15 protein-coding genes are annotated in these 25690 nt (G+C 56.2%); 2 read left to right on the forward strand and 13 right to left on the reverse strand.

Annotation, left to right across the window (positions count from 1 at the left end):
• Window positions 1-50: 50 nt before the first annotated feature.
• The 9 genes from IAI51_RS21070 to IAI51_RS21110 form a co-directional block, all read right to left on the reverse strand.
• Window positions 51-1439 (reverse strand): glycosyltransferase family 39 protein, encoded by a 1389-nt coding sequence (locus tag IAI51_RS21070; RefSeq protein ID WP_187680205.1) that lies wholly within the window; start codon window positions 1437-1439, stop codon window positions 51-53.
• Window positions 1440-1582: 143 nt separating this feature from the next.
• Entirely contained in the window at window positions 1583-2974 is a 1392-nt protein-coding gene (locus IAI51_RS21075; protein ID WP_187680206.1) for a glycosyltransferase family 39 protein, read from the reverse strand.
• A 13-nt stretch (window positions 2975-2987) separates the two neighbouring features.
• Window positions 2988-3944 carry a YbhN family protein gene (locus IAI51_RS21080; RefSeq protein ID WP_187680207.1) on the reverse strand — a complete coding sequence of 319 codons (957 nt, stop codon included), beginning with the start codon at window positions 3942-3944 and terminating at the stop codon, window positions 2988-2990.
• Window positions 3941-4681: an SDR family oxidoreductase gene (locus IAI51_RS21085; RefSeq protein WP_187680208.1), complete on the reverse strand. Its 741-nt coding sequence runs from the start codon at window positions 4679-4681 to the stop codon at window positions 3941-3943. Before IAI51_RS21085 ends, IAI51_RS21080 begins: the two co-directional genes overlap by 4 nt.
• Window positions 4678-5994 (reverse strand): FAD-binding oxidoreductase, encoded by a 1317-nt coding sequence (locus tag IAI51_RS21090; RefSeq protein ID WP_187680209.1) that lies wholly within the window; start codon window positions 5992-5994, stop codon window positions 4678-4680. Before IAI51_RS21090 ends, IAI51_RS21085 begins: the two co-directional genes overlap by 4 nt.
• Entirely contained in the window at window positions 5991-7460 is a 1470-nt protein-coding gene (locus IAI51_RS21095) for a UbiA family prenyltransferase (RefSeq protein WP_187680210.1), read from the reverse strand. The genes IAI51_RS21090 and IAI51_RS21095 overlap by 4 nt, the downstream gene beginning before the upstream one ends.
• On the reverse strand, window positions 7457-7819 hold the full coding sequence (locus IAI51_RS21100; protein ID WP_187680211.1) for a GtrA family protein: 363 nt from the start codon (window positions 7817-7819) through the stop codon (window positions 7457-7459). Before IAI51_RS21100 ends, IAI51_RS21095 begins: the two co-directional genes overlap by 4 nt.
• A gap of 197 nt (window positions 7820-8016) precedes the next feature.
• Window positions 8017-9438 (reverse strand): amino acid permease, encoded by a 1422-nt coding sequence (locus IAI51_RS21105; RefSeq protein ID WP_187680212.1) that lies wholly within the window; start codon window positions 9436-9438, stop codon window positions 8017-8019.
• Window positions 9439-9826: 388 nt separating this feature from the next.
• Window positions 9827-13051: a dermonecrotic toxin domain-containing protein gene (locus tag IAI51_RS21110; protein ID WP_187680213.1), complete on the reverse strand. Its 3225-nt coding sequence runs from the start codon at window positions 13049-13051 to the stop codon at window positions 9827-9829.
• A gap of 296 nt (window positions 13052-13347) precedes the next feature.
• On the opposite strand from IAI51_RS21110, the gene IAI51_RS21115 reads away from it, so the two are divergent.
• Both IAI51_RS21115 and IAI51_RS21120 read left to right on the forward strand, forming a co-directional pair.
• Window positions 13348-16494: a transglycosylase domain-containing protein gene (locus IAI51_RS21115; RefSeq protein ID WP_187680214.1), complete on the forward strand. Its 3147-nt coding sequence runs from the start codon at window positions 13348-13350 to the stop codon at window positions 16492-16494.
• 193 nt (window positions 16495-16687) lie between these two features.
• Window positions 16688-21811, forward strand: a complete 5124-nt coding sequence (locus IAI51_RS21120; protein ID WP_187680215.1) for a dermonecrotic toxin domain-containing protein — start codon at window positions 16688-16690, stop codon at window positions 21809-21811.
• A gap of 45 nt (window positions 21812-21856) precedes the next feature.
• Here IAI51_RS21120 and IAI51_RS21125 read toward each other — a convergent pair whose 3' ends face one another.
• From IAI51_RS21125 to IAI51_RS21140, 4 genes are read right to left on the reverse strand one after another with little or no spacing between them, the layout of a single operon-like run.
• Window positions 21857-23101, reverse strand: a complete 1245-nt coding sequence (locus tag IAI51_RS21125; RefSeq protein WP_187680216.1) for a hypothetical protein — start codon at window positions 23099-23101, stop codon at window positions 21857-21859.
• A 52-nt stretch (window positions 23102-23153) separates the two neighbouring features.
• On the reverse strand, window positions 23154-23654 hold the full coding sequence (locus tag IAI51_RS21130; RefSeq protein WP_187680217.1) for a CS1 type fimbrial major subunit: 501 nt from the start codon (window positions 23652-23654) through the stop codon (window positions 23154-23156).
• A 27-nt stretch (window positions 23655-23681) separates the two neighbouring features.
• Window positions 23682-24431 (reverse strand): molecular chaperone, encoded by a 750-nt coding sequence (locus IAI51_RS21135; RefSeq protein ID WP_187680218.1) that lies wholly within the window; start codon window positions 24429-24431, stop codon window positions 23682-23684.
• 43 nt (window positions 24432-24474) lie between these two features.
• Window positions 24475-25689, reverse strand: coding sequence for a hypothetical protein (locus tag IAI51_RS21140; protein WP_187680219.1), 1215 nt, complete (start codon window positions 25687-25689; stop codon window positions 24475-24477).
• Between the last annotated feature and the right edge of the window lies 1 nt (window position 25690).

The following is a 25690-nucleotide window of genomic DNA, read 5'->3' on the forward strand; positions in this document are numbered from 1 at the left end:
TGCCAACTTCAAGGTGAGGTTGGCAACGGCTCCCTTGCCTGTCTTGAAAATCAACCTCCTGCTGCAGTCCCTTCGCATTGAGTGGCGCCTTGCACTTTGTAAACTATCAGAGCCGTATCCGCATACTTTTGATTTGAAGCGATTTCCACATCGAAGCGGGATTGATAGTCCTTATTCATGGCCATATTCCACATATCGACCACATAAAAACAAACAGGCGTCTGATTTGTTTTTATTCTAGCCTCGATAGACTCAAGACTTCCCACCGCAACGGGGTAACCCAACACCTTAAAATAAGCCGATATCAATTCAGGATATGGCGAGTAAACAGGCATCGTCCCCCGATCACGTTTTATTTTGGAAACCGGAGATCTGATATCGTGACCAATCCTGAACGGTCTTAAATCCGGAGATGAATAGAGGTAAGTAAAAGACATAACAAACACAAAAACCAAAACAACGCATTTACAAAAACCATTTCGCACCAAGTCAATACCACAAGCCGTCAACAAAATGACTACCGGCAGAAAAACAATCATATTCTTGAATGTCAGTATCGGTATATAAAACACAGATCTGACATAAGCAATGACAATGCCAAGCCCCCACCACAACAAGAGCAGCGCCATCGCATCCCGGCGATCATCTCGCCGCATAAGATCAGCTAGACCACACACTAAAAAGAAAATATAGACCAGGGCCAGCAGTCCCCGCCCAATCTGAGTCATGAATACTTCTACAAAAAAATCATCTTCAGGTCTTGTTATCCAATTAACATTACGCGCCCAATTATCAATCATGTAAAAAACACTCGGAACAAGCGACATCGCAATCAACAACCCTGCAACAACCCCCATACCAAGAAGCTTTTTTTTCATTCCACTTCTGAATGAAAAGTATAGCAGCAGTACGGCTTGAGCCATCACGGGAAATACGCCAAAGTAATGCGTATTGACCAGCATCGAACCTGTCAGCGCATAGAAAATCACACTCTTCAGATTCTTTTTTTCAATTAAATCAACAAATGCAATAAACGACACAATCACTAGCAGTACCAGTAACTGATAGGATCGACCTTCCTGAGAAAGAGAAATCAGGAAAAAATTCACAGACACCAGAAAACCAGCATAGATCCCGACCCAGGCACTAAACAACTTCTCACCCAGATAGAATATAGCGGGAATAACCAAAACCCCTATCACAACTGAAAAATAGCGACTGGTAAGTTCAGCATACCCAAACAGCTTAAAAACCAGCCACAACACTATTTGATAAAAAGGTGGGTGAACATCTTCAACGGTTTTGTGAAAGACCGTTGCCAAATCATTATCGGGATCACTAAAAGACAGACTGTATAACTCATCCATCCACAGTCCTTTATCAGAAAGGCCGTAGAGCCTCAGGCCAGCGCCCAAGACGATGAGCCCCAACAGCAACATGTATATATTCCATGACGCATCCCTTTTATTAACATGCATATTCTTCTCCCTGAGTTCATACACGCTTTCAAAGATGCTCTGACCGGCGTTCATTTACCGAAGAGTCACTTTTTGGCCCTGACTCTCCAGCGTTGCAGGCACATCTAATTATTCGGGTTAGATCGATATTCGTTGATTGATGAATCACCAAAACTGGAAAACTTTGCGAGATGGAATCCATATTTATTCATTTCATCCTCTGGCGGTGCGGGTGTCCAATGAGCCGAGATAACGAATAAATTGCCAGGGTGGTTTCGAGACATCACGTCATTTTCCATCTCTGCCAATGACCTTATTTTAAGTTTCATGCCCAAAACCTTTGCATATCCCTGCATTTCATTCGGCCAAGTAGAATAAACCAAACAACCAGAACAATTCTCACCCATATTTTTAATAACCACGCGCATTTGGCTGGAGGAATGATCATTTTGCTTGTGGATCGGCACAATCGAAAAAATGCCAATTAGCACCACTACGCCCCAGTAAATGACTCGATCCTTGACAAGACTGATACAAAACGCCAACAGCATTAACAACGGGGGAAGCAAACCAATCAGATTTCTATCTGTCAGCACCGGCTGAAACCATATCGATCTCACATATGGAACGACGATACAGACACAACCCCAGACAAACAGAACTCTCAAAGTGTCTCTTCGACGGTTGTCGCCTACCAAATGAACACCCCCAATTATCATCAATACTGCAACTGCCCCTGATAGCGTGAGATTATTGAAATAACCGTTGAAAAGATTCAGAAAAAAATCGTCTAGAGGTTGTTTTATCCAAGAATCACGTTTTTCCAGATTTTCCCACAGATAAAAGATCCCAGGCAGAACCGTTAAAAAAACGAAGAAACCGCTCAAAATAAATTTAAAATATAATTTCTTATCGAAGCATGTTTTGCTTCCCGTACAAAAAAAAAGCAACACTTGAGCCACAACCGCTAAATACCCGAAATAATGAGTATTGACCAACATTGCCACGACCACTGTATACAAAAAAATATTACGCACACTTGGCTTATTAAAAGCAGCAATAAAAAAAACAAACGAAAGCGTAACGAGCAACACCAGAAGTGCGTAAGACCGTGTCTCTTGAGAGTAATATACGAAAAAATAATTACCCGCTGTCAACCACGCCGAAATGAGGCCTACCTGTTTATCAAATAACTGTCGCGCCAGGCAGAACATGCAAGGAATCAACAACACACCAAAAACGGCTGATAGATACCTGCCGGACATTTCCGCATAACCAAAAACCTTGTAATGCAACCATAAAACAATTTGATAGAACGCCGGATGAACATCCTTCATGGTATGCCGATAAACCTCCATAGCACTACTGTCGGGGTCGCTTGTTGCGACACTAAATGCTTCATCCAGCCAAAGTCCGCCACCTTCAATATTACGTAACCTCAAATAGCATCCAAAAATTACTGCTGCGGTCAGCGACAAATAAATCAACCAATCTTTTCTATTCTTTTCACCGCTCATCCCTAGCCTCACTCTAGTATCCAACCTGCGACTTCTGTTGCCCCATCAAGAAGACAGCGCCCAGCCCCACCGCCAGCCAGAGTGTTGCCAACCGCAATAAAACTGTCGCTGCGATGGCGGTAGAGAGTTCGACTTCACTGGACACCAGCAGCCCTACCATCACCGCTTCGGCACTGCCCAACCCTCCTGGCATGAAACTCAAAGCACCGGCCAACATGGAAACGGCAAAAATGAACATGGCGAATGTCAGAGGTATATCCGCGCCCATGGCATCGAGAATCCAGTAAAACGCCAGCGCTTCCAGCCCCCAGGCCAGAACACTCAAAAGCGTCGCGCCGATCTGGCGGCGTGGGGTGTGGCAACTATGGGACTGGTGCAACACTTGAACGACATGACGCAACAAACGGGGAAACCAACCGTTCCTTTGATCTACCCGTCGATCAAGAGCACCGACAAGTGCTGGTCGGGATACCAGCAATACGCCGCACATCAACAGCACCAGACAGGCGATGATCATCGACACCCATTCGGGATGCGCGCTCAATCCGAACAAGGCCAACCCCACCATTGCCAGCAAGTCCGACAGGCGCTCACTGAACAGCGCGGCGAAACTGTGTGGGTAAGGCACATCCCAACGCTTGAGCAAAACCCCGCGCAACGCTTCGCCTGCCTTGCCGGGAGTGGTGGTCAAGGCGAATCCTGCCAAGTAAATTTTCAGACTTGGCCACCACGGCAGCGGATGACGCAGGGCATTGAGATAAACCTGCCAGCGCAAAAAACGCAGACCGTAACCGAGTAGCACCAGCCCGACGATTTGCCCACCCGTCCACCACCCCACTCGAGTGACTGCCGCACTCACGGCCGGCCACCCGCCCCACAGGGAAACAGCCAGATATGCAAGGGCGGAACAGACCACCGAACCGATCAGAACCCGATAGCGCCACCCGGAGAGCATCAGCGCCTGGTTCATAGATTCAGCCTCTTGAAAACCGGCTGAGGTATGGCCCGAATCAACCACATGATCCACGCCCAGAATCCGGGCACATACAACACCGCCGCCTTGCGTTCGATACCCGCGACGATGCGTTGCGCGACGCTATCCGGTTGCGCCATCAGCAACGCAGGTAGCGCCAGCCCACGGGTCATCGGCGTATCGACAAAACCGGGTTTGATGGTGATCACATGCACACCCGATTTGAACAAGCGCGCGCGCAAGCCTTCGCAAAACGCGGTGACTGCCGCTTTGGCTGCGCCATACAGATAGTTGGAAGGACGTCCGCGATCCCCGGCCACCGAGGAAATGACCGCCAACGTACCGCGATGCTGGACGGCCATACGGTTAGCCAGGAGCGTCAGCAGAGCAATCATCGAACTGCCGTTGTTGGCGAATTCCCTAACGGCCACCTCAACGCTTTGTTCGCACTCGCTTTGATTCGGCAAGGAGCCGTAGGCAATCAGACAGATATCCACCGTCTGCAACGCCGCCATACAGCGCTCGAACATGACGGCGTGCTCGGCGGTATCGCTGACATCCATCTCATACGGAGTCACCGCTCTCGCACCTCGGGCCTGCAGATCAGCGCAGGTTTGCTGCAGCTTTTGCCCATCCCTGGCGACGAGAAAAAACTCGCTCCGTTCAGCCGCCCAAAGTCGCGCGCATGCGCTGGCGATGGCTGACGTGGCGCCCACAATCAGAATTTTTTTCATTGGAGGACTCGCTGCCAGAAACGGGACATCAGGGCCGGGTCGCGCATTGCTTCCACTTGCTCCCAGGCGGGATAGGCCTGGCGAAAATCACTGCCGCTCATATGCGCATCCTTGGCCGGGTACAAACGGCCATGCGCTTCGCGGACGATGGAGTCGAGACGCGGCAGTAGTTTTCTTGTCAGGGCACTGTTCTGCGGGAAATCCAGTGCCAGTGAGGTGCCCGGCATTGGAAAGGACAGCAGCCCGGGGGAAGCCATATCGCCACAACATTTGAGTACCGCGAGAAAAGAGCCGGCACCACTGCGAGCGATAGACTTGAGCAGTTCGGCCAGTGCCGTCTGCGCCACCGCGCTCGGCAATACACACTGAAACTGCTGAAAACCCTTGCGCCCGTAGATGCGGTTCCAGTGTTCGATGCGATCCAGTGGATAGAAAAACGGACTGTAGGCGACCGTCCGAGATTGCCTGCTGGCTGGTTGTCGCTGCCAGTAATAACGGTTGAACCGTTTCAAAGTGAGCGGATTGATCAGCGACACCGGTGGCCGAATCGGCATGTGCAGCGAACGCGGCACTGCGGCCTGAAGCGCACCCGTTTCGCGATGATCGCCGGCGGTAAAAACTCCGCGCCCTTGCGCTTTACCACTGGCCAGACAATCGATCCACGCGACGCTGTATTCGTGCCGGGCATCCAGTTCGGCCGACAGGGCAAAGAAGTCATCCAGCCCGTCAAAGCGCACCCGCGTGGTGTCGATCAGACTGGACTGGATCTTGCGCAAGCGGAGGGTGACCCAAGTGATGACGCCGGTCAGGCCCAAGCCACCAAGGGTGGCGGCAAACCACTGGGGATTCTCTGTCGGGGAACAGACCATCGGCGGTTGCGTGGATCGGTGCAAACCAAAACTCATCACCGAATGGGCAAACGTCCCGCACCGGTGATGGTTCTTGCCGTGCACGTCATTGGCCACGGCTCCGCCCAGCGTGACATGCCGCGTCCCGGGCGTGATCTGTAAAAACCAGCCGTGCGGGATGGCCAGTTGCAAAATCTCGCCCAAGGTCACTCCGGCCTCGGCGCAGATCTCACCGTTCTCCCAGTCAGCCTCGATGAAGCGATTCAAGGGACGTAACTGCAACACATGATCACTGACGGCCAGACAGCTGTCGCCATAGCTGCGGCCATTGCCGAACGGCAGCGTTGTGCCGTGGGCCTCGATCAACTGCTGCCACTGCGACTCCACGTCAGTTTGCCAGTGGCAGGGATGGCCGGTTTGCGGTGCATCGGGGTAGGTTCCCCAAGAGGTCTGTGCCGGCTTCATGCCGCCACCCAGAAAATCAGCGTAAACACCGCGCCCATCGCCAGACTCAAACGATCGCGCAATGCGAACACCACCGGGTCGTCATTCATTCGGCCGCGATGGGTCAGCAGCCAGATCCGGGTGATCCACAGCAGCAACACCGGGCAGGCAAGCCAGATCCATCGAGGATGTGCATAGAGCGCAGTGGTCGCGCTGTCGTGGATGTAAAGCGCCAGCACCATGACGGCGAGATAACCGGACGCTGCACCCAATGAAGAGAGCATCGCCAGATCGGCGGGAAAGTAATCGCGGCCACCGGTTTTCCCGGTGATCCCGCTGTGCAGCGCCAGCAACAGTTCGGCATAACGCTTGACCAGCGCCAGACTCAAAAACATGAACATGGAGAAGGCCAGCATCCAGCCCGTCAATTCGAGCTCAAAAGCGGCGCCACCGGCAATGATGCGCAGGGTGTAAAGCAGGGCCAGGGCAATCACGTCGAGCGCCATCAGTCGCTTCAATACCAGTGAATAAACCAGCGTCAGTGCGTAGTAACAGGCGAGCACCACGACGAATGCCCGAGGCAGGCAAAACCAGGCGCCAGTAAAGGACACCAGCAACAGCAAAGGAAAAACCATCAATCCGGACTTGATCGACAAAGATCCACTGGCGAACGGTCGATGGCGCTTGGTCGGATGCTTGCGATCATCGGCAAGATCGAGCAGGTCATTCAGGACGTACACACCCGATGCACACAACCCGAAAAATACGAAAGCCAGCACGCCGTGCCACAGCGGCAGCGGGTTGGCCAGTTGATGGGCGGCGAGCAGAGGGACAAAAATGAGCGCGTTCTTCACCCATTGATGAATGCGCAAGGCTTTGTACCAACTTCTGAAGCTGGTCGTGTCAGAGCGAATCACCTGGACAACGTTGCCCAAGTGCCGAGTGGCATGCTCGACACCCGCTAACGGATTGACCACATAGGCTTGCCTGGCCGAGCGCCATATCGGCAGATCGTCAAACGAATTACCGACGTAGTCGAACCCTCCTTCACCGTACAGCGTGACCAGCACATCACGTTTGTGCATTCCCGACAGGTTGCGCTCAAGGGTGGTCCCCAACACCTCATCGAACACCTTCAGGTGTTCGGCAATGCGTACTGCCAATGAGTAATGGCTGGCCGTGGCCAAGACTATTTTCCGGCCGCTTTTGCGTTGCCCCTCAATCATCCAGAGTACGTCGGGATCGTAGGGCAGCGTGGCGACATCGATTTCCGTCGATTGCGCCAATTGCTCTTTCAAATACGCCTTGCCATGACTGAGCCAGGCCAAAGGTTTCAGACATTGCGACGGCTTACTGCGGATAAAGGCCATTGCGCATTCGAACAGCAAATCGGACTTGAGGAGGGTTCCGTCCAGATCGACTACGAAGGGCAGTGAAGTCACGCAAGACTCGGACGTCAGGGGGTAATCCGTCAGTGATACGTTCATGTCTGACGCTCACGAAACAATACAAAACGGAAAAAGCAGTACCCGAACAAGATATTCAGCAACGAAAACGAAGCCACGGTCACTAGCCCGGGAAGATTACGGGCATCAGCAATCACGCCCACGCCGAAACTCACGGCCCCCATCAGGCCGATAAACATCAGGTAGACGAACACCGACGTTTCTCGCTCGAACGTATAAAGCGCATTCACGTAAAACGAGAATGCCGCGGCCACACAGAACGCAGCAAAATTGCTGGCCGCCTGATCAAGGCCAACCGCAGTGCGGAGCACGAAGAATATTTGCCAGTGGATAAGTGCATCGGCCACGCCGATCACGCTCGTTGCGGAAAATCCTTTCATGCCCGTTCCTTGCCGTTGCCACTTGCCGGGCTTTCAAGCTAGGCCAAGGGAATGGGCCGGTCTACTGTCAGAAATTACAGGTAGGCGGCTGATTCCGACCAACGGTCATGCCTGCTTTACCCGCCCCGCGACCGGGTATCACCCACAAAAAAGCCCCGATCTCTCGACCGGGGCTTTGCTGTTTCAGCCTCTGCAAACTACGAAACCGAACGCACCGCGCCTTGCGCCGCGTTGGTCGGTTGCAGCTTGAACACGTAGAACAACACGGTCAGCAGCACCAGGAACACAGGGCCTACGTACAGGGCAATGCGCGTGTCCGGGAAGTACGCCATCAGGCCGACCACCAGCACCAGGAACGCCAGGGCAAAGTACGAACTGACCGGGTACAACCACATTTTGTATTTGAGGCCGGCACGTTCGCTGGCAGTCAGGCCTTTGCGGAATTTCAGTTGCGCCAGCAGGATCATCACCCAGGTCCAGATCGCGCCGAAGGTGGCGATCGAGGTTACCCAGACGAAGACTTTTTCCGGCACCAGATAGTTGAGCAGCACACCCAGCAGCAGCGCAAAAATCGACAGCAGCAGCGCACGACGCGGCACACCGTTGTTCGACGTCTTGGCGAAACCGGCCGGGGCCTGACCATTTTGCGCCAGGCTGTAGAGCATGCGCCCGGTGCTGAAAATGCCGCCGTTGCAGGACGACAATGCAGCGGTGATCACCACGAAGTTGATGATGCCGGCGGCCGTCTTGATGCCCAGACGTTCGAAGGTCATCACAAACGGACTGCCCTGGGTGCCGATTTCATTCCACGGGTAGATCGACAGAATCACGAACAAGGCGCCGACGTAAAAAAGCAGAATCCGCCAGAACACCGAGCCGATCGCGTTGGGGATGGTCTTCTGCGGGTTCTTCGCCTCACCGGCGGTCAGGCCGATCATTTCGACGCCGAGGTAGGCGAACATGACCATTTGCAGGGACATCAACACGCCCTGAATGCCGTTGGGCATGAACCCGCCGTGGGCCCACAGGTTGGAAATCCCCAGTGCCACGCCATCGTTGCCGAAACCGAAAGCGATAATGCCGACGCCACCAATCACCATGGCAATGATGGTGACGATCTTGATCAGGGCGAACCAGAACTCGAACTCACCGAAGGCTTTCACTGCGATCAGGTTGATCGAGCCCATGCTGACCAGCGCCGCGAGCGCCCAGATCCAGCGCGGTACGTCGGGGAACCAGACGCCCATATACACGGCCACGGCGGTGATTTCCGCCACGCAGGTCACCAGCCACAGGAACCAATAGTTCCAGCCGGTGAGAAAGCCCGCCAATGGGCCGAGGTAGTCTTGTGCGTAGCGACTGAACGAACCGGCCACCGGGTTGTGCACGGCCATCTCGCCGAGGGCGCGCATGATCACCAGGATCGCCAGCCCGCCAAGAATGTAGGAGAGCATGATCGCCGGGCCAGCCATTTCGATGGCCTTGGCCGAACCTAAAAACAGACCGACGCCGATACAGGCACCGAGTGCCATCAGGCGAATATGCCGTTCGCCGAGTTCGCGTTTGAGCGGACCGCCCTGAGCGGTTTCGCCGTGAGGCAGGTGATTGCCAACTGGCATAGGGATACAACCTCGTCTTGTTATTGGATATGACCACCGAGTATCGAAGCGTCGGCCGATAGGCCTTGGCTGGCAGGAAACCGCGCCTGCTTCGTGGGCAGACGCGTCTTGCAGGACAAACCTTCAAGATCAGCGGGGCGTGCAGTATAAAAAGCTTCCGACAGGGCTTTTCACTCTATAAAACATAATATTCAGCGCAAGAGTCCTGAGAAAGACCCGATGATTGGCGACATCACCTGGCTCATGTAAGAAAACTCGCTCGTAAAACGGCGGCGAGTATTGCACAAGGATGGTGCAGCGTCTTTTCCACCCGGCTACTTTTTACCTGCCCGGGACGTCGGTATCCCCGTTGATATCCGGCCACAGCCTGGCCCGGCAAAGTCCCTGCTCAGGCCGGGATAGCCGCGTCAGTGCTACTTGGCTGCGTTTGTCTGACGACCGTTTTCACAGGGATGGACCCGGTCCTGACGACGCGAGCCTCGGGATAGGCCCTGACAATCCGGGTCGGGTCGCCGAACCACCCAGCATCGAGTTTGGAAAAACGATGAATGACCGGCGCACCGTAGTGAGACTGATAGTGAATGGCCCACTTGCCAGCCGTCCGGTCGTATTTCATGAAGGCGAATCCGGTGAGCACCACATAAGCATTGCCGTTGTTGTCATTACCCAGCCCGTAGTCCGGAAACACCATGTCTGCACTCTTTCCCCAGCCATGCTCATGAGCGGGAAGGTCGTTGTATTGAGCGGCTTCCCTGCCGGATTCGACATGCCTGACACGCAGAACATTTTCTCCCATCTGATCCACCGTGAACGAACACCCGGAGAACGTGGGCGTGAAGACGTGATCGGGCTCCGCCCATCCCGGATGAACCGGTATATCCATGTAGCCCCCCTGGGGTGCCCAGTAACCCTGTACCGCATCGAGTTGACCAGGCAGCTCTCCAGCGCTCAGTTCCACCACTTTTATGGCATTGAACTCACCTTTTACCGCACCCGCCAACGTCATCCGCTGCATGGAAAAAATCATCTGCCCCCCACCTTCCCTGTTCAGCATCTGCGGGTCGACGCCACTCAACCAATATTTGGGATTGAAAAGATCAGAGTTGATGGGCAGATGCTCGAATTCCGGTGCTGACAGCGCCTGATGAATATTGGTAGGTCTTGCGGTGAAGGGAACATCTTGATACTCGCCCCAAAAGTACGACAGATGGCGTACATCCTTGAGCCCAACCACCTCAATGACAGGTTCCGACAGACCGTTCGGCAAACTCTCCTGGGCAAAAGGCGACCGGGTCCAGACCGGCCTGTCAGAGACTTCAGGTAGCGGCTTCTGCTCCCTGGATGCGCCGTCAGCCCCTGCTTGATCGGTAACTTCAGGGTTGTCACCGCCAAGTGTTCTAACCGGCTGCCATTGATCCGGCGCAATTTGTAAGAGCCTTTGCCCCTGAGTCCGATTGGTATTGGGATCGACGATAATCACGTCCACGATGTCGCTGTTCATCAAGAAATCGGATCTGACCCAGTACACCGCCACCTTGCCTTTGGCATCGACGTTACGGATGTAAAAGCGGCCGCCGTCGGCACTGGTAATGATGCCTTTGGCGTTGGGCTCTCGACCGGCAACTTCCGATGGCTTGACGGCATAGCGACGAAAGTCCTTGTTGTTGAATCCCTGCGGCTTCGGTACTGCCGTCTTCGCCGCACGCCCCAGCGGATGGCGCCATTCGCCGGCCTGATCCTGTTCAAGAATCGGCTGGTAGGCCTGCGCACGGGTCGGGTGGGGAATGCGCGATTGTCCGGTGTCCGGCTCGACTATTTTCTCGAAGACGGCACCGTCAACCTGAACATACTCGTTGCTCTGAATCCGGTATTGCCACTGGTCATCAGGTGCCACACCTTCGAGCGACACATCGCTGCGATAGGGCTCAAGGTCGGGCCTCCACAGACGCTTCTGCCCGGCAGGTGTTTCAACCGGTACGAGTTCCGAGTGAATCGCGGAAAACAACGGAATGGCCGCCACCCCCAGGCCGATGTTTTCCAGCACATCGGTGATGTGATCCCAACCGGCTTCCTTGTCCCCTTTGCTGAGTTCCTCAACGCCCTCCAGCAACTCATCCATCAACTGCACTGCAGAGACACCGAGCATCACCAACCCCAGTGGGGGGATGATGAAGGACAGCAAGTTCAGTGCGGCCAACCCGACTTCAAGAAATATGGCGAGCAGCGAGTCGGAATCACGCGCATCGGCATCGGCATTGGACACGACAGCGTCACGTGCATCCTGGAATATCCGCTGATTGAACTCCCTGTGCAGGGTTGTCCAGATGTCGTAGTGCTGCGCCCAGGGCTCACCCGATGGATCCAGTACCCGAAGTTGCAGGAGAAAGTCGGGATCCTGCTTCTGGCGACGATGTGTGTGATCCCAAAAACGTGGTTTGCCCGAGGACGTCGGGACATCTTCAGTAAAGCTGTAATAGAACGTCGATCGGTCCTTGTAACGCATAAAACGGCTGAAAAACTGTTGATAGTCGGAGGGGGCCTCGCTGGTGAAGTTTTCAGTGCGACGCAGAAACTGCTTGGTCAACCGATCCTTTAACTCGGTCACCGTTGCGTAGTGCTTCACGGGATGATCGGGATCATCGGGATCATCGGGATCATCGGGATCATCGGGATCATCGGGAATGTAGGCGATAAAATCGTTTTTGGCGTAGCCATCCACCGTTGGAAAAAAATCGTCCAAAACACTTTCGTCGTCAGGATCGGCAAATTCGAAAATGATGCAACTGTGCACTGGCATATCATTGAAACTCAAACCGCGATACCACTCGGTCTTCCCATCGACCTGCACAGTTTTTTCGTCGCTGATCGTGGACATCAAGGCTTTGTAGTGTTTTGGCTGAATATCGCCTTTGCACAACGCGATATAACTTGCGGCTTTCAGGGCTGCTTTCTGATAGTTGACAAACAGGGTATTCAATATCTCTTGAGCACCGGGTTCATCCCACTTCAAGGCAGCCTGTAAATGCGCCTGATACTGTTTGCCGAGATCCAGAAACCGACAGATATTGATGAACTCGTGGACATCGAGACCGACGTGCACCTGCTTCCCCCCCGGCCCTGCGGTGTAGCAATCAGGCGTGAAGAAAAAACTCTGCTTTTTTTCCTCCGGGCAGTTGTGCAATGCCGCCTCAAGCAGCGTTACCGCTGGAACTTGCGAGGTATGAAAGTCACTTTTGCAGGACAGGTTAACTTGCACCTGACTCACATCAAGCTCCAGACCATACTTGTCATGGATGGCTTTTTTCAGCAGCGGCTCTGCGAATTCGTGAGGTTTAATCACCGCGGCCATGACGTGATTGAGCGCTGTGTGCGCCGCGATACTTTCTTCCACCCGCTTGCGCGCTTCTGCACGCTGTTCTGGCGTCGCGTTCTTCAACCACTGCGGCACAACAGCGTCGAACTTCTTCAACATTGCAAAGTTACTTTCAGACATCGCTTGTAATGTCAGGGGCGTAGCGGCCTTGACGATTTCAATATGTTCCGCAATCAAAGAACCTTGATCATTATTTTTAGCAGACTCCAACACCGACGACGAACCACGAAGTTCAGACATGACATCTTCCTTGATAAATAGAATTGAACATCGAGTAAACTTCAAAACTATCGAGATGCAAAGTTCGCAAGTGCTACCAGAATTTGGCAATGTTCCCTTATTAAAAACAAACAGCGCATCAAAGTCAGACTTGTAACAATGCCATTCATGGCGTGACTGAACCGTCTCCCTGTCACGGGTGGTGCCCTCACGTGCCCATCCGGACGATCGACCCCTTCACAATTTTTTCACCACCGCCAACCACCGTCTAAGCTTCAGACAAGTCCGATCAATCTGCGTGAATGGATCAATCGACTATGGGCGCTTTGTGGCAAACCGATTCGAGTAAAGCCGTGGTTCCGACTGAACATATGGATGATCAAGCGCCTGTCCCTGAAAAAACCCGCCGCCGCCGGCACGGGTGGAAGGCTTTCTGGTTGTTGCTGCTGATTATCGCGGTGGTGGTGGGGCTTGCCGCGTCCAAAGAGATGCGCACCTCGCGCTTTCAATCCCGTGAGCTCAGCCAATATGCCGCCTCGCTGACCTACAAACTGGAGCCCGGGCCCAGTGAAGCCATTCGCTATCCGGGTAACGGGCCGTTCGATCTGCGTCTGGGTTACAGCGCCCTCGATGAGTTCCTGCCGCGCCTGCTCAAGCGCAATTATGTTGTCACCGAGCAGACACGCTTTTCGCCCGCGCTGCTCAGCTACACCGACAAAGGTCTGTTCGTACCGTATTCCGAGAAGATTCAGGCCGGGCTATCGATCACCGATTGCCGGGCCGCGCCGCTGTACAAGTACAACTATCCGCAGCAACTGTATGCGAGCTTCGCGACGATTCCGCCGGTAGTGGTCAGCAGCCTGTTGTTCATAGAAAACCGTTTTCTGCTGGATCCCAAACAACCGCTCGCCAATCCGGCGGTGGACTGGCCACGGTTCGGCATGGCCGCGTGGTCGCAAGTGGCGAAGGTACTGCACCTGCCCGGGCAATCGGCCGGCGGCAGTACGTTGGCCACGCAATTGGAGAAGTACCGGCATTCGCCTGATGGCCTGACCGTGTCCGGCGCCGAGAAAATCCGCCAGATGATGTCCGCCAGCGTGCGCGCCTATCAGCCCGGCCCGAAAACCCTGGAAGCGCGGCAGAACATCGTGCGCGATTACCTCAACAGCGTGCCGCTGTCGGCAGTGCCGGGGCATGGCGAAGTGCATGGCATGGCCGAAGGCTTGCGGGTCTGGTACGGCAGCGATTTCAACAAGGCCAACGCCCAGTTGAACAGCCCGGCAACGGATGCGAAAACCATGGCCGACAAAGGCCTGGCCCTGCGCGAAATGCTCTCGCTGATGATTGCCCAGCGGCGCCCGTCGCATTACCTGACCAAGGGCCGTGAAGAACTCTCCGACCTCACCGACAGCCACCTGCGCCTGCTCAAGCAAAGCGGCGTGATCGACAGCGCCCTCGCCGATGCTGCGCTCGCCAGCAAGGTCAGCTACCGCGACTGGCAGACTCAGCCGACCATGCAGCCGATTGAAACCAACAAAGGCATCAGCGCTGCCCGCAGTCGTCTGGCGAGCATGCTCAACCGCCCGTTGTACGATCTCGACCGCCTCGACCTTTCGGCCACCAGTACCCTGCAGGGCGACCTGCAAACTCAGGCCACCGCCTACCTGAAGAAACTCGCCGATCCGGCTTATGCCGGCGAAATCGGTTTGCTCGGTGAACGTCTGTTGACGCCGACCAGCACCACGCAGGTGCGCTACAGCTTCACCCTGTTCGAACTGACCCCGGACGGCTCGCGTGTACGGGTGCAAACCGACAGCACTGACCAGCCGTTCGACATCAACGAAGGCAGCAAACTCGAATTGGGCTCAACGGCGAAAATGCGCGTGCTCACCACGTACCTGCAAATCATCGCTGAACTGCACGACAAGTACGGCGAGATGAGCGTGCCGGAACTGAAAAAAATCGAGGTGCCCGATCAGGATCGCCTCAGCCAATGGGTCATCGACTATCTGATTCAGAACAAGGATCACGACCTGTCGAAGATGCTCGGCGCCGCACTCGATCGCAAATACTCGGCCAGCCCCGGCGAGGCGTTTTTCACCGGCGGCGGATTGCACACCTTCAACAACTTTCGCAAGGAAGACAACGGCCGCATACCGACCCTGCGTGATGCCCTGCGTGAATCGATCAACCTGCCGTTCATTCGCCTGATGCGCGACGTGGTGCGCTACGTCACCTACTCCGGCCCCAACAGCAGTGCCGAGTTGCTCAAGGACGACCGCGACCCGCGACGCCAGGAATACCTGGCCAGTTTTGCCGACCGCGAAGGCACCTCGTTCCTGCTCAAGTTCTGGAAAAAATACAAAAACAAGAACACCCAGGCGCGCCTCGACACGTTCCTCGACAGCATGCGTCCGACACCGATCCGCATGGCTGCCGTGCACCGTTATCTGTTGCCGAACGCCAGTCAGGAAGACTTCAACAGCTTCGTGCGCTCGCACCTCAAAGGCGCCAAGGTCACCGAGAAGCTCACCGATGATCGCCTGATCAGGCTCTACGACTCCTACGGCCCGGGCAGCTACGATCTGCCGGATCAAGGCTTCATCGCCAAGGTGCACCCGCTCGATCTGTGGCTGATGGGGTATCTGCTGAACAACCCGGACGCAACGTTCACCCAGATCGTCAAAGCCAGTCACTTTGAGCGTCAGGAAGTCTACAGCTGGCTGTTCAAGAGCAAACACAAAGGCGCCCGTGACAGTCGCATCCGCACCATGCTCGAGATCGAAGCGTTTCTTGAGATTCACCAGCGCTGGCAAAAAGTCGGTTACCCGTTTGATCACCTGGTGCCATCGCTGGCCACCGCCATCGGCAGCTCCGGCGACCGTCCCGCCGCACTGGCCGAGTTGATCGGCACCATCCTCAACGATGGCGTGCGCATGCCGACGCTGCGTATCGACAGCCTGCATTTTGCCGCCGACACACCTTATGAAACCCGGCTGGTCAATGACCCCAACGTCGGCAAACGAGTGATGCCGTCCGAAGTCGCCAACGCCATGCGCGAAGCCCTTTCGCAGGTGGTGGACGCCGGTACTGCAAAACGTGTTTCCGGCAGTTTCAAACTGGCTGATGGCAGCCCGCTGGCCATGGGTGGCAAAACGGGTACCGGCGACAACCGGATCGAGGCCATCGGCTCGGGAGGACGCATCCTCAGTTCGAAGTCGATCAACCGCACGGCGACCTTCGTGTTCTTCATCGGCGACCACCATTTCGGCACCCTCACCGCGTTCGTTCCTGGGCGCTCGGCGGAGAACTTCAAATTCACCTCGGCCCTGCCCGTGCAGGTGCTCAAGGGCATGGCGCCGATTCTCACGCCGTATTTGCAACCGGGCAGCGACTCACAATGCCGTCCGGTGGAAACGCCCAAAGTTGCCATGGCCGACCCGATGCAACCCGCTACCAGGTAACAAATCGTGTCGGGCATTTCTGATTCAGGGTGACGTTTTTTCCTGTTCGCGGGTGGTACTTATACATTTTTCAAATTCGAATTTTCGTCGGGTTAACCACCCTCAACGCCGTTTGCTCGCTGATCTTTGAACTTTTGTTTTGACCCTTCGCAGGTAGGCTGACCACTCCTCCAACAATCAAGGATGATTGGCCATGTCTGACTCACCCGTGCCTGTCGATAAACCGGACAAAGGGCGGCACTACGAACTCATTTCCAGCGCAGTCGATGACGCTTTCAAGACCGCCACGATCAGTCGAGGTCTGGCACTGGCAGCGACGCCACTGAGCGTCGAGCCTTGGTACACCACTGCGCCAGCGGCGTATCTGGAAAAGCTCAAAGTCGCCAATATCAAAGCCTGGGTCTCCCAGAATCAGGTCGACCATCTGCTAGAAAAAATCGATCTGCAAGCCTTCGCCATTCCCCTGCTGCAGACAAAGATCAAGGAACGCCATGGCATCGACGTCGACGTCAAAAACACTTGGCTACGCCTGTACATGCCCAAAAGCACACCTTGGTATGCGCTGAATATCTCCGAAGGCGCCAAGGCCCGTGATGTGTCCCTGCTGGATGCCGCGCTGCACAACTTCGCCAGCGGCGAAAGGGTCGCCGCCGGCTCGGACTTCATCAGCAAACCCGATCAGCTCGGCAACTTCGATATCCAGCCGATCAAACACACAATGAGCGTCAACCAGTTCCAGGCCCTGTGCCGGGAGCTGAACCTCGGCGCGCAATACAAAAAACATCTCGAAAGCTATTTACTGCCCGGTGAGCCTCTTGCCGAATCGGTGTTGAAACACAAAGTCATCGACAGCCAGAAAGACGCACTGGCCGTCGCGGCTCATCTGGCATTGATCAAAAATGACATCGAGTACGACGCCTACAAGATGCTGCTCGATATGGCGGGCAACCAGACCCGGCTGATGCTCAATGGCAGAAGGATGCAATGTTGCGACCTGTCGATGCTGGGTACGCGGTTGACCGGCGTTCTGTTGCTGATGGCGGCGGTACGCGACAACCGTGGGATCAACCGGCTGATTGTCTACATCCCGCATGATCCCGACCATCCGCTGAAGGAATACCCCTCGCCCCAGGCGTTCAGTGCTGAACTGGCGCGTCAGTTGCGCGAAGACAACGTCAGCGTTTCGACGAAACAGAGCTACCGACAGTTCTTCAGCCAGTTTGTCGATCATCAGCAGCGCGGGCACTTTTTCGCCGACCTTGAGCAACGCTTGTTCATCACCCGATACCACAAGCCGACCGACGCTACCGATCAACGTCCAGCGTGGCGCAAGGACCCCGTACCCGACCCGCGCCTGCGCCTGGAACACCTGCCGTTGGCGCCGGATTACTGGACGCATGCCTACCAGCAGAAACTCAACAAGACCCTCAATGATGCCCGCGAAATCGCCGTGTCCACTGCCGACGCCGACAGCAACGCGCGCTGGGCCTGGTGGGACAACTTCAAGAAGATCGTGTCGGACATTTTCAATGCCGCGCTGTTTGTCGCCACGCCGTTTGTGCCGGGGTTGGGCCAGGTGATGCTGGTTTACACGGCTTATCAGATCACCACTGACGTTGTCGAAGGCCTGGTCGATCTCGCCGAAGGGCTCTGGCAAGAAGTGGGCGAACACGTGACCAGTGTGGTGTCGAGCCTGATCCAACTGGCGGCATTTGGCATCGGAAGCAAAATCGGCGACACGTTCAAGCTCAAACTGTCGAAGCTGATCGAGGGCATGAAGCCGGTGAAACTGCCTGATGGCAAACCGGCGCTGTGGTTCCCGGATATTGCCCCTTACGAACAGAAAAAACTCACCCTGCCGGCCGCCTCGAAACCCGACAGACAAGGCCTGCATCAAGTGGGCAGCGCGAACATTCTGCCACTGCAAGGCAAGCTCTACAGCGTCGAAAAGGCCTCAACACAAACCGACTCCAGAACCCACCGGATCAAACACCCTTCGCGCCCCAACGCCTACCGACCGAAGATTGAACATAACGATCATGGCGCCTGGCTGCACGAAGCCGAGAGTCCGCACGACTGGGCGGATCAAACCCTGATGGAGCGCCTGGGCCATAACGTCGAACGCTTCTCGCCCGCTGAGCTAGAACAGATCCGTATCAGCAGCGGCACCGACACCGATGCCCTGCGTCAGATACATAGTGACAACAGCCCGCCGCCGCCACTGCTGGCCGATACCATCAAACGGTTCGCCGCGTATGACGATGTCCAGCAATCAAGCGCCAATATTCGCGACGGCCACCCGATCCCCGCCGACGCCGTCTGGTTTGATCCCATCACCACCGGTTTGCCCGGATGGCCGCGTGAGCGAGCGCTGAGGGTGTACGAACATGCCGACTTGAGCGGGAATTCGCGCAAGTACGGCAATCCCGGCGCGACGGACGCCAACACGCTGAACATCAGCCACGCAGATCTCAATTACGGCAGGCTGCCCGAGCGCCTCGCAACTTTTCTCGATGACGCCGAAAGCAAAGCCCTGCTCGGTCGTGACATCACGCCAGCGGAGCGCCCTCAGGCCCTGCGCAATCTGCTGGCAGATGCGGTGCTGAGCCGTCAGGGCGAAGTCGCCGAGCGTGTCTACCAGGCTGAGGAGCGATCCAGCAAGACCGATATGCGGGTGGTTCGCCAGACATTTCCGAAAATGCCGCTGACCCTGGCGGAGAAACTTCTGAGCCAGGCCAAACCCGCCGAGCTGGAGCGAATCGCCAACGAGAACCGCTTGCCCCTGCGTCTCAAGGCACAAGCCCGGGAGCTGGATTTCGAGGCCTCGGCCGCTCGGGCCTATGAAGGGTTTTTTCATGAGCAAAAGCTGGCCCCGGAGACTGAACGACTGACCCTCAATACCCTGAAATTTCATACCGACACCTTTGCCGACTTGCGCATCGAGGTTCGCGAAGGCAGCTACGACGGGCCGTTGCGCTGTAGCGCCGGGGCGGATGACGCGGCGCTGGTGCGGCGGCTGATCAGAAACGAATACGGTCAATACGAGGTGCTGGACGCGAACAACCGTCCCCTTCACGACGCCGGCGATCTTTATCAATCGATACTCAATGCGCTGCCCGATGACAAACGCGCGGCATTGGCCCAACAGAGCCCCGATGGCCACTCGCTCAAAGCCTGGGTCATGGAAAAATCCGCATCGGTTGGCGACCGCAGAACCTTGCTCGCCGAACCGCCCATTCGCCCAGTGGCGAGCATTGAGACCGAAAACCTGGTACGTGGCTGGCCGTGGTTTTTTGCTGAAAAAACACCCGAACAGAGGGTTCGCAAGCTGTTCCCGAAAATGAACGACACAGAGGTGACAACCTTCATCGAGTCGCTGCAGAGCAAGGGCGATTCTGTCGAGGCCATCAAACGACTGGAAAGCGAACGCAATGAACTGCACAACACACTGCAGAGTTGGCGTGAAAGCTATCCGGGCGATGTGGACAACTTTGGTGACCCTATCTTTGGCACATCAAGGGACTACCTGCAAAACGGTGGAAGGCATATCGAAGAGCGGCTGATCGAGTGCTTTGAACGTGAAAGTGCCCTCTTTGGCGAGCGCAGCAATCACCCGGAGCAAGGCTACACACTGGACTTGTCCACCGACCTTTCAAGCCCGCAGATTGACCGCTGGTGGCGCGATCTGCGAAAGCGTCCTGGCATGAAAAAATTCCTCGATCAGATCACCGCACTGAAGCTCGACAATGCGAAATTTTCCGCAAACACCAACGGACTCCTGAACGATTTCCCGCAGGTTCGCCAATTGAGCGCGCGCCAATGCGGCTTGACCGAATTCTCCCAAGGGTTAGGGCAATTGCGTCAGCTCGAAAGCCTGGACCTGACTGACAACCGCATCATCCTCAACGCTCGCAGCCAGGAACAGCTGAGTGGCCTCACCCGCCTGCAATCGCTCACCCTCAACGGCAATCCACTGCGGCAGCCACCCAATGTGGCGCGGATGTACCGACTGCACGATTTGAACCTGGCCAATACCCGTATCCAGTCCTGGCCGGAGGGGCTGTTCAAGGTTGGGAATGTGGACAGACAACGCCCGCGCGGGTTTGCCCTCGACATGCGCGACTGCCCGATCAGCAGCCTTCCCGAAGTCACGCCGGGTTCCGATCAGGCGTTCGTGCTCAGTCGCGCACGCTTCGATACGGCGAAGCTGTCCGATGCCGACCGCATCCGTTTTAGCAATTATCGCCAGTCAGCAGGCTTTTCCCGTCAGCAGGCGTATGCCCCGGCGGTCAGTGACGAGCTGGCCCATTGGCAGTTGTTTGCGGATGAGCCGACGGACTTCAGCCCTTCGGTGTCTTACCGCAAGTACCGGGAGGAGTCCTGGCACGATGTGCTGGCAGAGCCTGGCGCCGAAGGTTTGTTCAAGGTCATCCGCAAACAGCGGGACGCCATGGATTACCAATCCGACAAGTCGCGCAAAGCGTTGACGCAACGGGTCTGGGAGCTGATCGATGCCGCTGCGCTGGACAGCGAACTGCGCGAAGAACTGTTCAAGCACGCCCGCGAACCCGACAACTGCAGAGAGGGTGGAGCGCAATTGTTCAACTACCTGGGCATGAAGGTTTTGGTGTCGAAGGCCTATGCGCAGTCGACCTCCGCCAAGGTACTGGACCTGAACCTTACACGGCTCGCACGCAGTGCAGCGCGTCTTGATCGGGTTACGGATGTGGCCTTGCAAGAGGTCAAACGCCAAGAGCAACAGCACCTGATCAACCCTCGATACAATATGGCGCCCGATGACATAGAAGTGCACATGGCCTATGAGACGGGTCTGGCCAAGCGTCTGGAGCTGCCTTGGCAGTCCGAAAGCATGCGCTATCAGCCTCGTTCGGGCGTGGATCAAATCAAGATCGACGCGGCTTACGACTCGATCCTTGCCCGCGAGGCAGGCAATGGTCTGGTCGACGGCATGATCGATCTCTATGGCGACCCCTTCTGGGAACGCCATTTACGCCGAACCCATCCAACCCGGTACGAAACCAATGATCGTCTCTTTGAGGAGAAACCGGGGCTGCTCGATGAGTTGCGTACAGCGCAGGCAGAATGGGCGAGCCCGACCCCTCAAACGCACATGAGCCTGCTCCAGCGCAGGATCGAACGCCTGGCAGATCAATTGAACATTGCTCACCGCGAGGTGTTCAGCGGCGACCCCATGAGCGATGCACGCTACAACCGGTTGTTGAACGACATCGGTTATGCGCGCAACGAACTGAGCAGAACATTGACCCGCAAAGCGTTGCTCACAGCCGGTCTGTGACCCGCACTCTTTTGCGCCAGCCCTTTGCAGGGCTGGCGCAAAGATTTAGCCCACCTCCGAATCCCAGATCACCGTGACATTGCCTGAATAGTTACGAGCCACACCTTCCTTGAGCATTTCATCCACCGCATCACGGGCCACCTCGAAATGCAGCGTGCCGACCTTGCGATCCAGATAAAAACCCGGCTGGAATAACTCGGTGCCACTGCCATCGCGCAGCAGTCGACGGCGATTGACCGGTTGCCCTGCGCCATCCGTCAGACCGTTGGGTAGCGTGACACCGACTTCCAATGGCACGGCATGACCGGATGCCAACTCCAATAACGCACAGTTGTTGCCCATGGCGTACTGGCATTGCAGGTTCATCTTGAAACGGCTCGACGCCGAAATATTGAAGGTCTGGTCGCGCAGCAGCCGTGTCGGCTTGCGCCCCTGATCCAGCCAGGACTGCCAGCCCCCCACCGGCTCCAGCACCACACGGTTGCCGCCGGGAGGAATATCGACCTTCATGGTGTGCGTGACTTTCAGATTGAAATTGAGGGTCAGTAGCGAGTCATCCGGGATCATCACATCGCCCATGTCGAAGTCCATATTCGGGCCGACGGTGTAGGTGATGGAGCCGGTGTAATCGCCCGATTCCATTTTCAGCGGGTCCGGGGTGCGCAGTTCGTAGGCATAAACGAAGAATTGATAACGCATGGAAAGGGGAATATCGAACTTCGCTTTCTTGCTGCAAGCTCCGGCTCCCACCGGCACTTTCCAGAAACTGTTGTAACCATATTCACCCGAGCTGAAAGTCCCCACTCCCACACAGGGGCTCGGGGCGTACATCCATGCACCGCCTTCCCACAAGTTGTCCCACCCTCCCTCGCCAGTCAGTTCGGCCACCGTGCGCGGCAGCAACAGCTCATGACCGATACCGGCAATTCTCAACTGGAGCAGATGCGAATCACCCGATGAATGAGTGACCGTGACATCGCGCCAGTCGGAAGGCACCTTGGCCATCCCGCCCTGTCGCGGATCGGCATGATTGGCGCTGATTGGCGCATTGGCCGTGAACGGAATAGAGGCAATGAGGCTGAACAACCCCTCACGATCACAGGCAAACGGCGCCTGGCGACAAAAACCCTCGGACGGCGTCTGGTTCTTGAACTGATTTCTCTGAGGGTTGGCAAAATCCGGCTCGAAGGTCGCGTCGATGTTATGCACTTCTGCAGATGCAGCACCGGCAACCAGTGCCAGCAGCGCGCCGATCCATGACCGGCAGGCCGGGGCGATTGAAAAGTTCACGGGCGTTCTCCAAAACAGTGTCGATAAAGCCAAGGGAATTTCACGGTCCGACTCACTCGCCCGGCGCCCTGGCGTTGAACAACAGCAGCACGTTGCCGCTGTAGTCCCCCGGGCGATAACCACCGTCCGGCTTGATCGGATCGATCTGCAGCAGAACCCGTTTTCCCGTAGCGGCTTCTTCCTGCGACACCACTTGGCGCGGTGTCGTCTCTGCGCTCAACTGCACGCCGTTAAAGCTCACCTGCAAATGGATCTCCTCACCTGCCCGACCGTTGGACAGGTAGGGCTCGGCCTCCAGGCGCGCTTCAATCGCACTGGTGTCATGTCGCACATCAAAGTTCTTGCGCACACTGCTCAGGCTCGATGTCGAGTGATTCCAGTCGAGCCGCTGGGGTCGGTGAATCCAGTCCGGCTCCGAGGGAATGATGTAGAACGGTCGGCTGGGGATGGTCAGTGACACTTCAAATGTGTGTTCTTCGCGCGCCGCCCAGGCCACGGAGGCTGTCAGACCCGTCGTGGCCATCAGCGCGACGACGGTGCATTGCTTGATCATGTCGGTTACCCGTTGCGTCAATGGAAATCAGGCCTGGCCGCCCGCGACCTTGAGGACTTTTTTGTCGCCACCCTCGATCAGGAGAAAGCGGTACTCGCGCCCCTTCTCCTTGTCGAAGGCGAAGGTCTTGCCCGCCAGCACATGGTGCTTGGTGGTCGCGCCGCAGTCGGTTTCCTTGTTCACCGCGCAGCTTTTGAACTCGTCGACAATCACCACCGTGTTGCCGTCGTTGCGCAGCTCATAGCGACTGCCGGTTTCATTGATGACGGTGGCAAAACGCACATCCTTGGGCCGCACGAAAAACACAATGCCGAACCCGGTCATCACGTTGACCCCGGCGGTGAGTGACTTTTTGTAGTCTTCGCGGTCTTCGCCACTGATGGCGAATTCATCTTCCTTTTCCGGCACCACGGGCACGAAGCGCACGCGGAAGTAGCGCTCACGCTCACGCTCGCCCAGGTACAGCAAGCGGGTGCCCTGCATGCCCTGAGCCGGCACGATCAGCCGTGCCGGGCTGGCCATCACGCCGTTGCGCGAGCTGCCGTCGGCGGTGTTCGCGACGGGAATTTCCTGCGGGGTGCCATCGGCGCCGTAGACGATCTCCAGCACGTTGACCTTGACGAACGCCGTGGCGTCGCCACTGTTGAACACCCGTTTCAGATAGGTACTTTTATCGCCGTCCAGATAGTCGTAAACAGTGCCGACGTTGATCTGGGGACCGGCTTGCGCCGTCAGGCAAAACATACTGAGCACGCCCAGCAAAAAACCACGGTTCATCGTTTTCAACTCCATGAAAAATGAAATGAGCAGGCTTGTGCGTTCACACTTCCGAGTCCCAGATAATGGTGATGTTGCCGCTGAGCGTGTCGCTCAGGCCGGGCCTGATCAGGAAGTCGATGGCGTCCTTGGGCATTTCGAAACGCAGCGAGCCGGCCTTGCGGTCGAGATAGACAGTGGGCTGGAAAGGCCCGACCCAAGTGTTGTAAAGCAGCTTGAGCAACTTCACCTCACCACCAGCCGTTCTCCCGATTCCGTCCGGCAGCGTCAGGAAGGTTTCCACTTCGGTGACGTTGCCTTGCGGACTGCCCAACTTGCAGCGTGTGCCGCCAGTCGAATTGCACAGCATCATGACTTTGAAGCGCGACGAGGCGGATATGTAGAACAGCTGGTCGCGGTAGATTCTTGTCGGCTTGCGGCCACTGTCGATCCAGCGCATCCAGCCGCCCTCGGGTTCGAGCATGACTTTGTTGCCCCCCGGTGGCAGATCGACCTTTAGGGTGTGCTGCACGTCCAGGACGAAATCCAGATTGAGCGCGCCGTCGTTTGGCGACATCAATGGCCCCAGATCAAAATCACCGCCAAGGCCGATGGAATAATTCATGGAACCGCTGTAAAGCCCGGAGGACATGCCCAACGGATTGGGGGTGCGCAATTCGTAGGCGAAATCAAGCGTATCGAAGGACATCGTTGGAATCGCGAATGCGGCAACCTTGGTACAAGCAGCCTCCACCGGTGCTTTCCAGAAAAACCGGTAGTAATCCGCGCCATAAGCACCGACACCGCTGTATAGACAGGGGGCCGGGGCGTTCACCCAACTGTTGCTGGTCCAGAGCTTGCGATGGCCTTCCAGCATCTCCGTCTCCCCCGTCAGCTCGGTGGCCGGTTGGCTCAAAACATAGGTGGAACCGACACCGATGACGCGAACTTCCACCGTCTCCGTTTCCTGCGTCTCGGCATTGGTTACCGTCAATTGCCGCCAATTGGCCGGCACTTTTATCGGGATCCCTTCGCCGGCCATCAGGGCTCGCGTGGCGTCAAAACGAATCGGCAACTGGATGCTAAACATGCCGTTGTCGGCGCACTCGCCCGGATAAGACGCGCAGTAACCGCTGTTCGGCGTCTTGTTGATAAACACGTTTCTGCTCGGCTGCGAAGGATCAGGCTGAAACAACGCCCGAATCTCCTGGCTCGCGCCTTCTGCCGATGGCAAGGCCAAGGCCAACGCCAGCAGCAAGCCACACAGGGACTTGTGCATG

Origin of the sequence: Pseudomonas sp. N40(2020) (genome assembly GCF_014472415.1) — a bacterium.
Taxonomy (GTDB): Bacteria; Pseudomonadota; Gammaproteobacteria; order Pseudomonadales; family Pseudomonadaceae; genus Aquipseudomonas.

Excerpts from the sequence above, each read along its gene's own strand:
- IAI51_RS21140 (WP_187680219.1), bottom strand. The coding sequence starts at position 25,689 with ATGCACAAGTCCCTGTGTGGCTTGCTGCTGGCGTTGGCCTTGGCCTTG.
- IAI51_RS21110 (WP_187680213.1), bottom strand. The coding sequence starts at position 13,051 with ATGTCTGAACTTCGTGGTTCGTCGTCGGTGTTGGAGTCTGCTAAAAAT.
- IAI51_RS21120 (WP_187680215.1), top strand. The coding sequence starts at position 16,688 with ATGTCTGACTCACCCGTGCCTGTCGATAAACCGGACAAAGGGCGGCAC.
- IAI51_RS21095 (WP_187680210.1), bottom strand. The coding sequence starts at position 7,460 with ATGAACGTATCACTGACGGATTACCCCCTGACGTCCGAGTCTTGCGTG.
- IAI51_RS21105 (WP_187680212.1), bottom strand. The coding sequence starts at position 9,438 with ATGCCAGTTGGCAATCACCTGCCTCACGGCGAAACCGCTCAGGGCGGT.
- IAI51_RS21080 (WP_187680207.1), bottom strand. The coding sequence starts at position 3,944 with ATGAACCAGGCGCTGATGCTCTCCGGGTGGCGCTATCGGGTTCTGATC.
- IAI51_RS21135 (WP_187680218.1), bottom strand. The coding sequence starts at position 24,431 with ATGAACCGTGGTTTTTTGCTGGGCGTGCTCAGTATGTTTTGCCTGACG.
- IAI51_RS21090 (WP_187680209.1), bottom strand. The coding sequence starts at position 5,994 with ATGAAGCCGGCACAGACCTCTTGGGGAACCTACCCCGATGCACCGCAA.
- IAI51_RS21085 (WP_187680208.1), bottom strand. The coding sequence starts at position 4,681 with ATGAAAAAAATTCTGATTGTGGGCGCCACGTCAGCCATCGCCAGCGCA.
- IAI51_RS21100 (WP_187680211.1), bottom strand. The coding sequence starts at position 7,819 with ATGAAAGGATTTTCCGCAACGAGCGTGATCGGCGTGGCCGATGCACTT.
- IAI51_RS21130 (WP_187680217.1), bottom strand. The coding sequence starts at position 23,654 with ATGATCAAGCAATGCACCGTCGTCGCGCTGATGGCCACGACGGGTCTG.
- IAI51_RS21070 (WP_187680205.1), bottom strand. The coding sequence starts at position 1,439 with ATGTTGCTGTTGGGGCTCATCGTCTTGGGCGCTGGCCTGAGGCTCTAC.
- IAI51_RS21115 (WP_187680214.1), top strand. The coding sequence starts at position 13,348 with ATGGGCGCTTTGTGGCAAACCGATTCGAGTAAAGCCGTGGTTCCGACT.
- IAI51_RS21075 (WP_187680206.1), bottom strand. The coding sequence starts at position 2,974 with ATGAGCGGTGAAAAGAATAGAAAAGATTGGTTGATTTATTTGTCGCTG.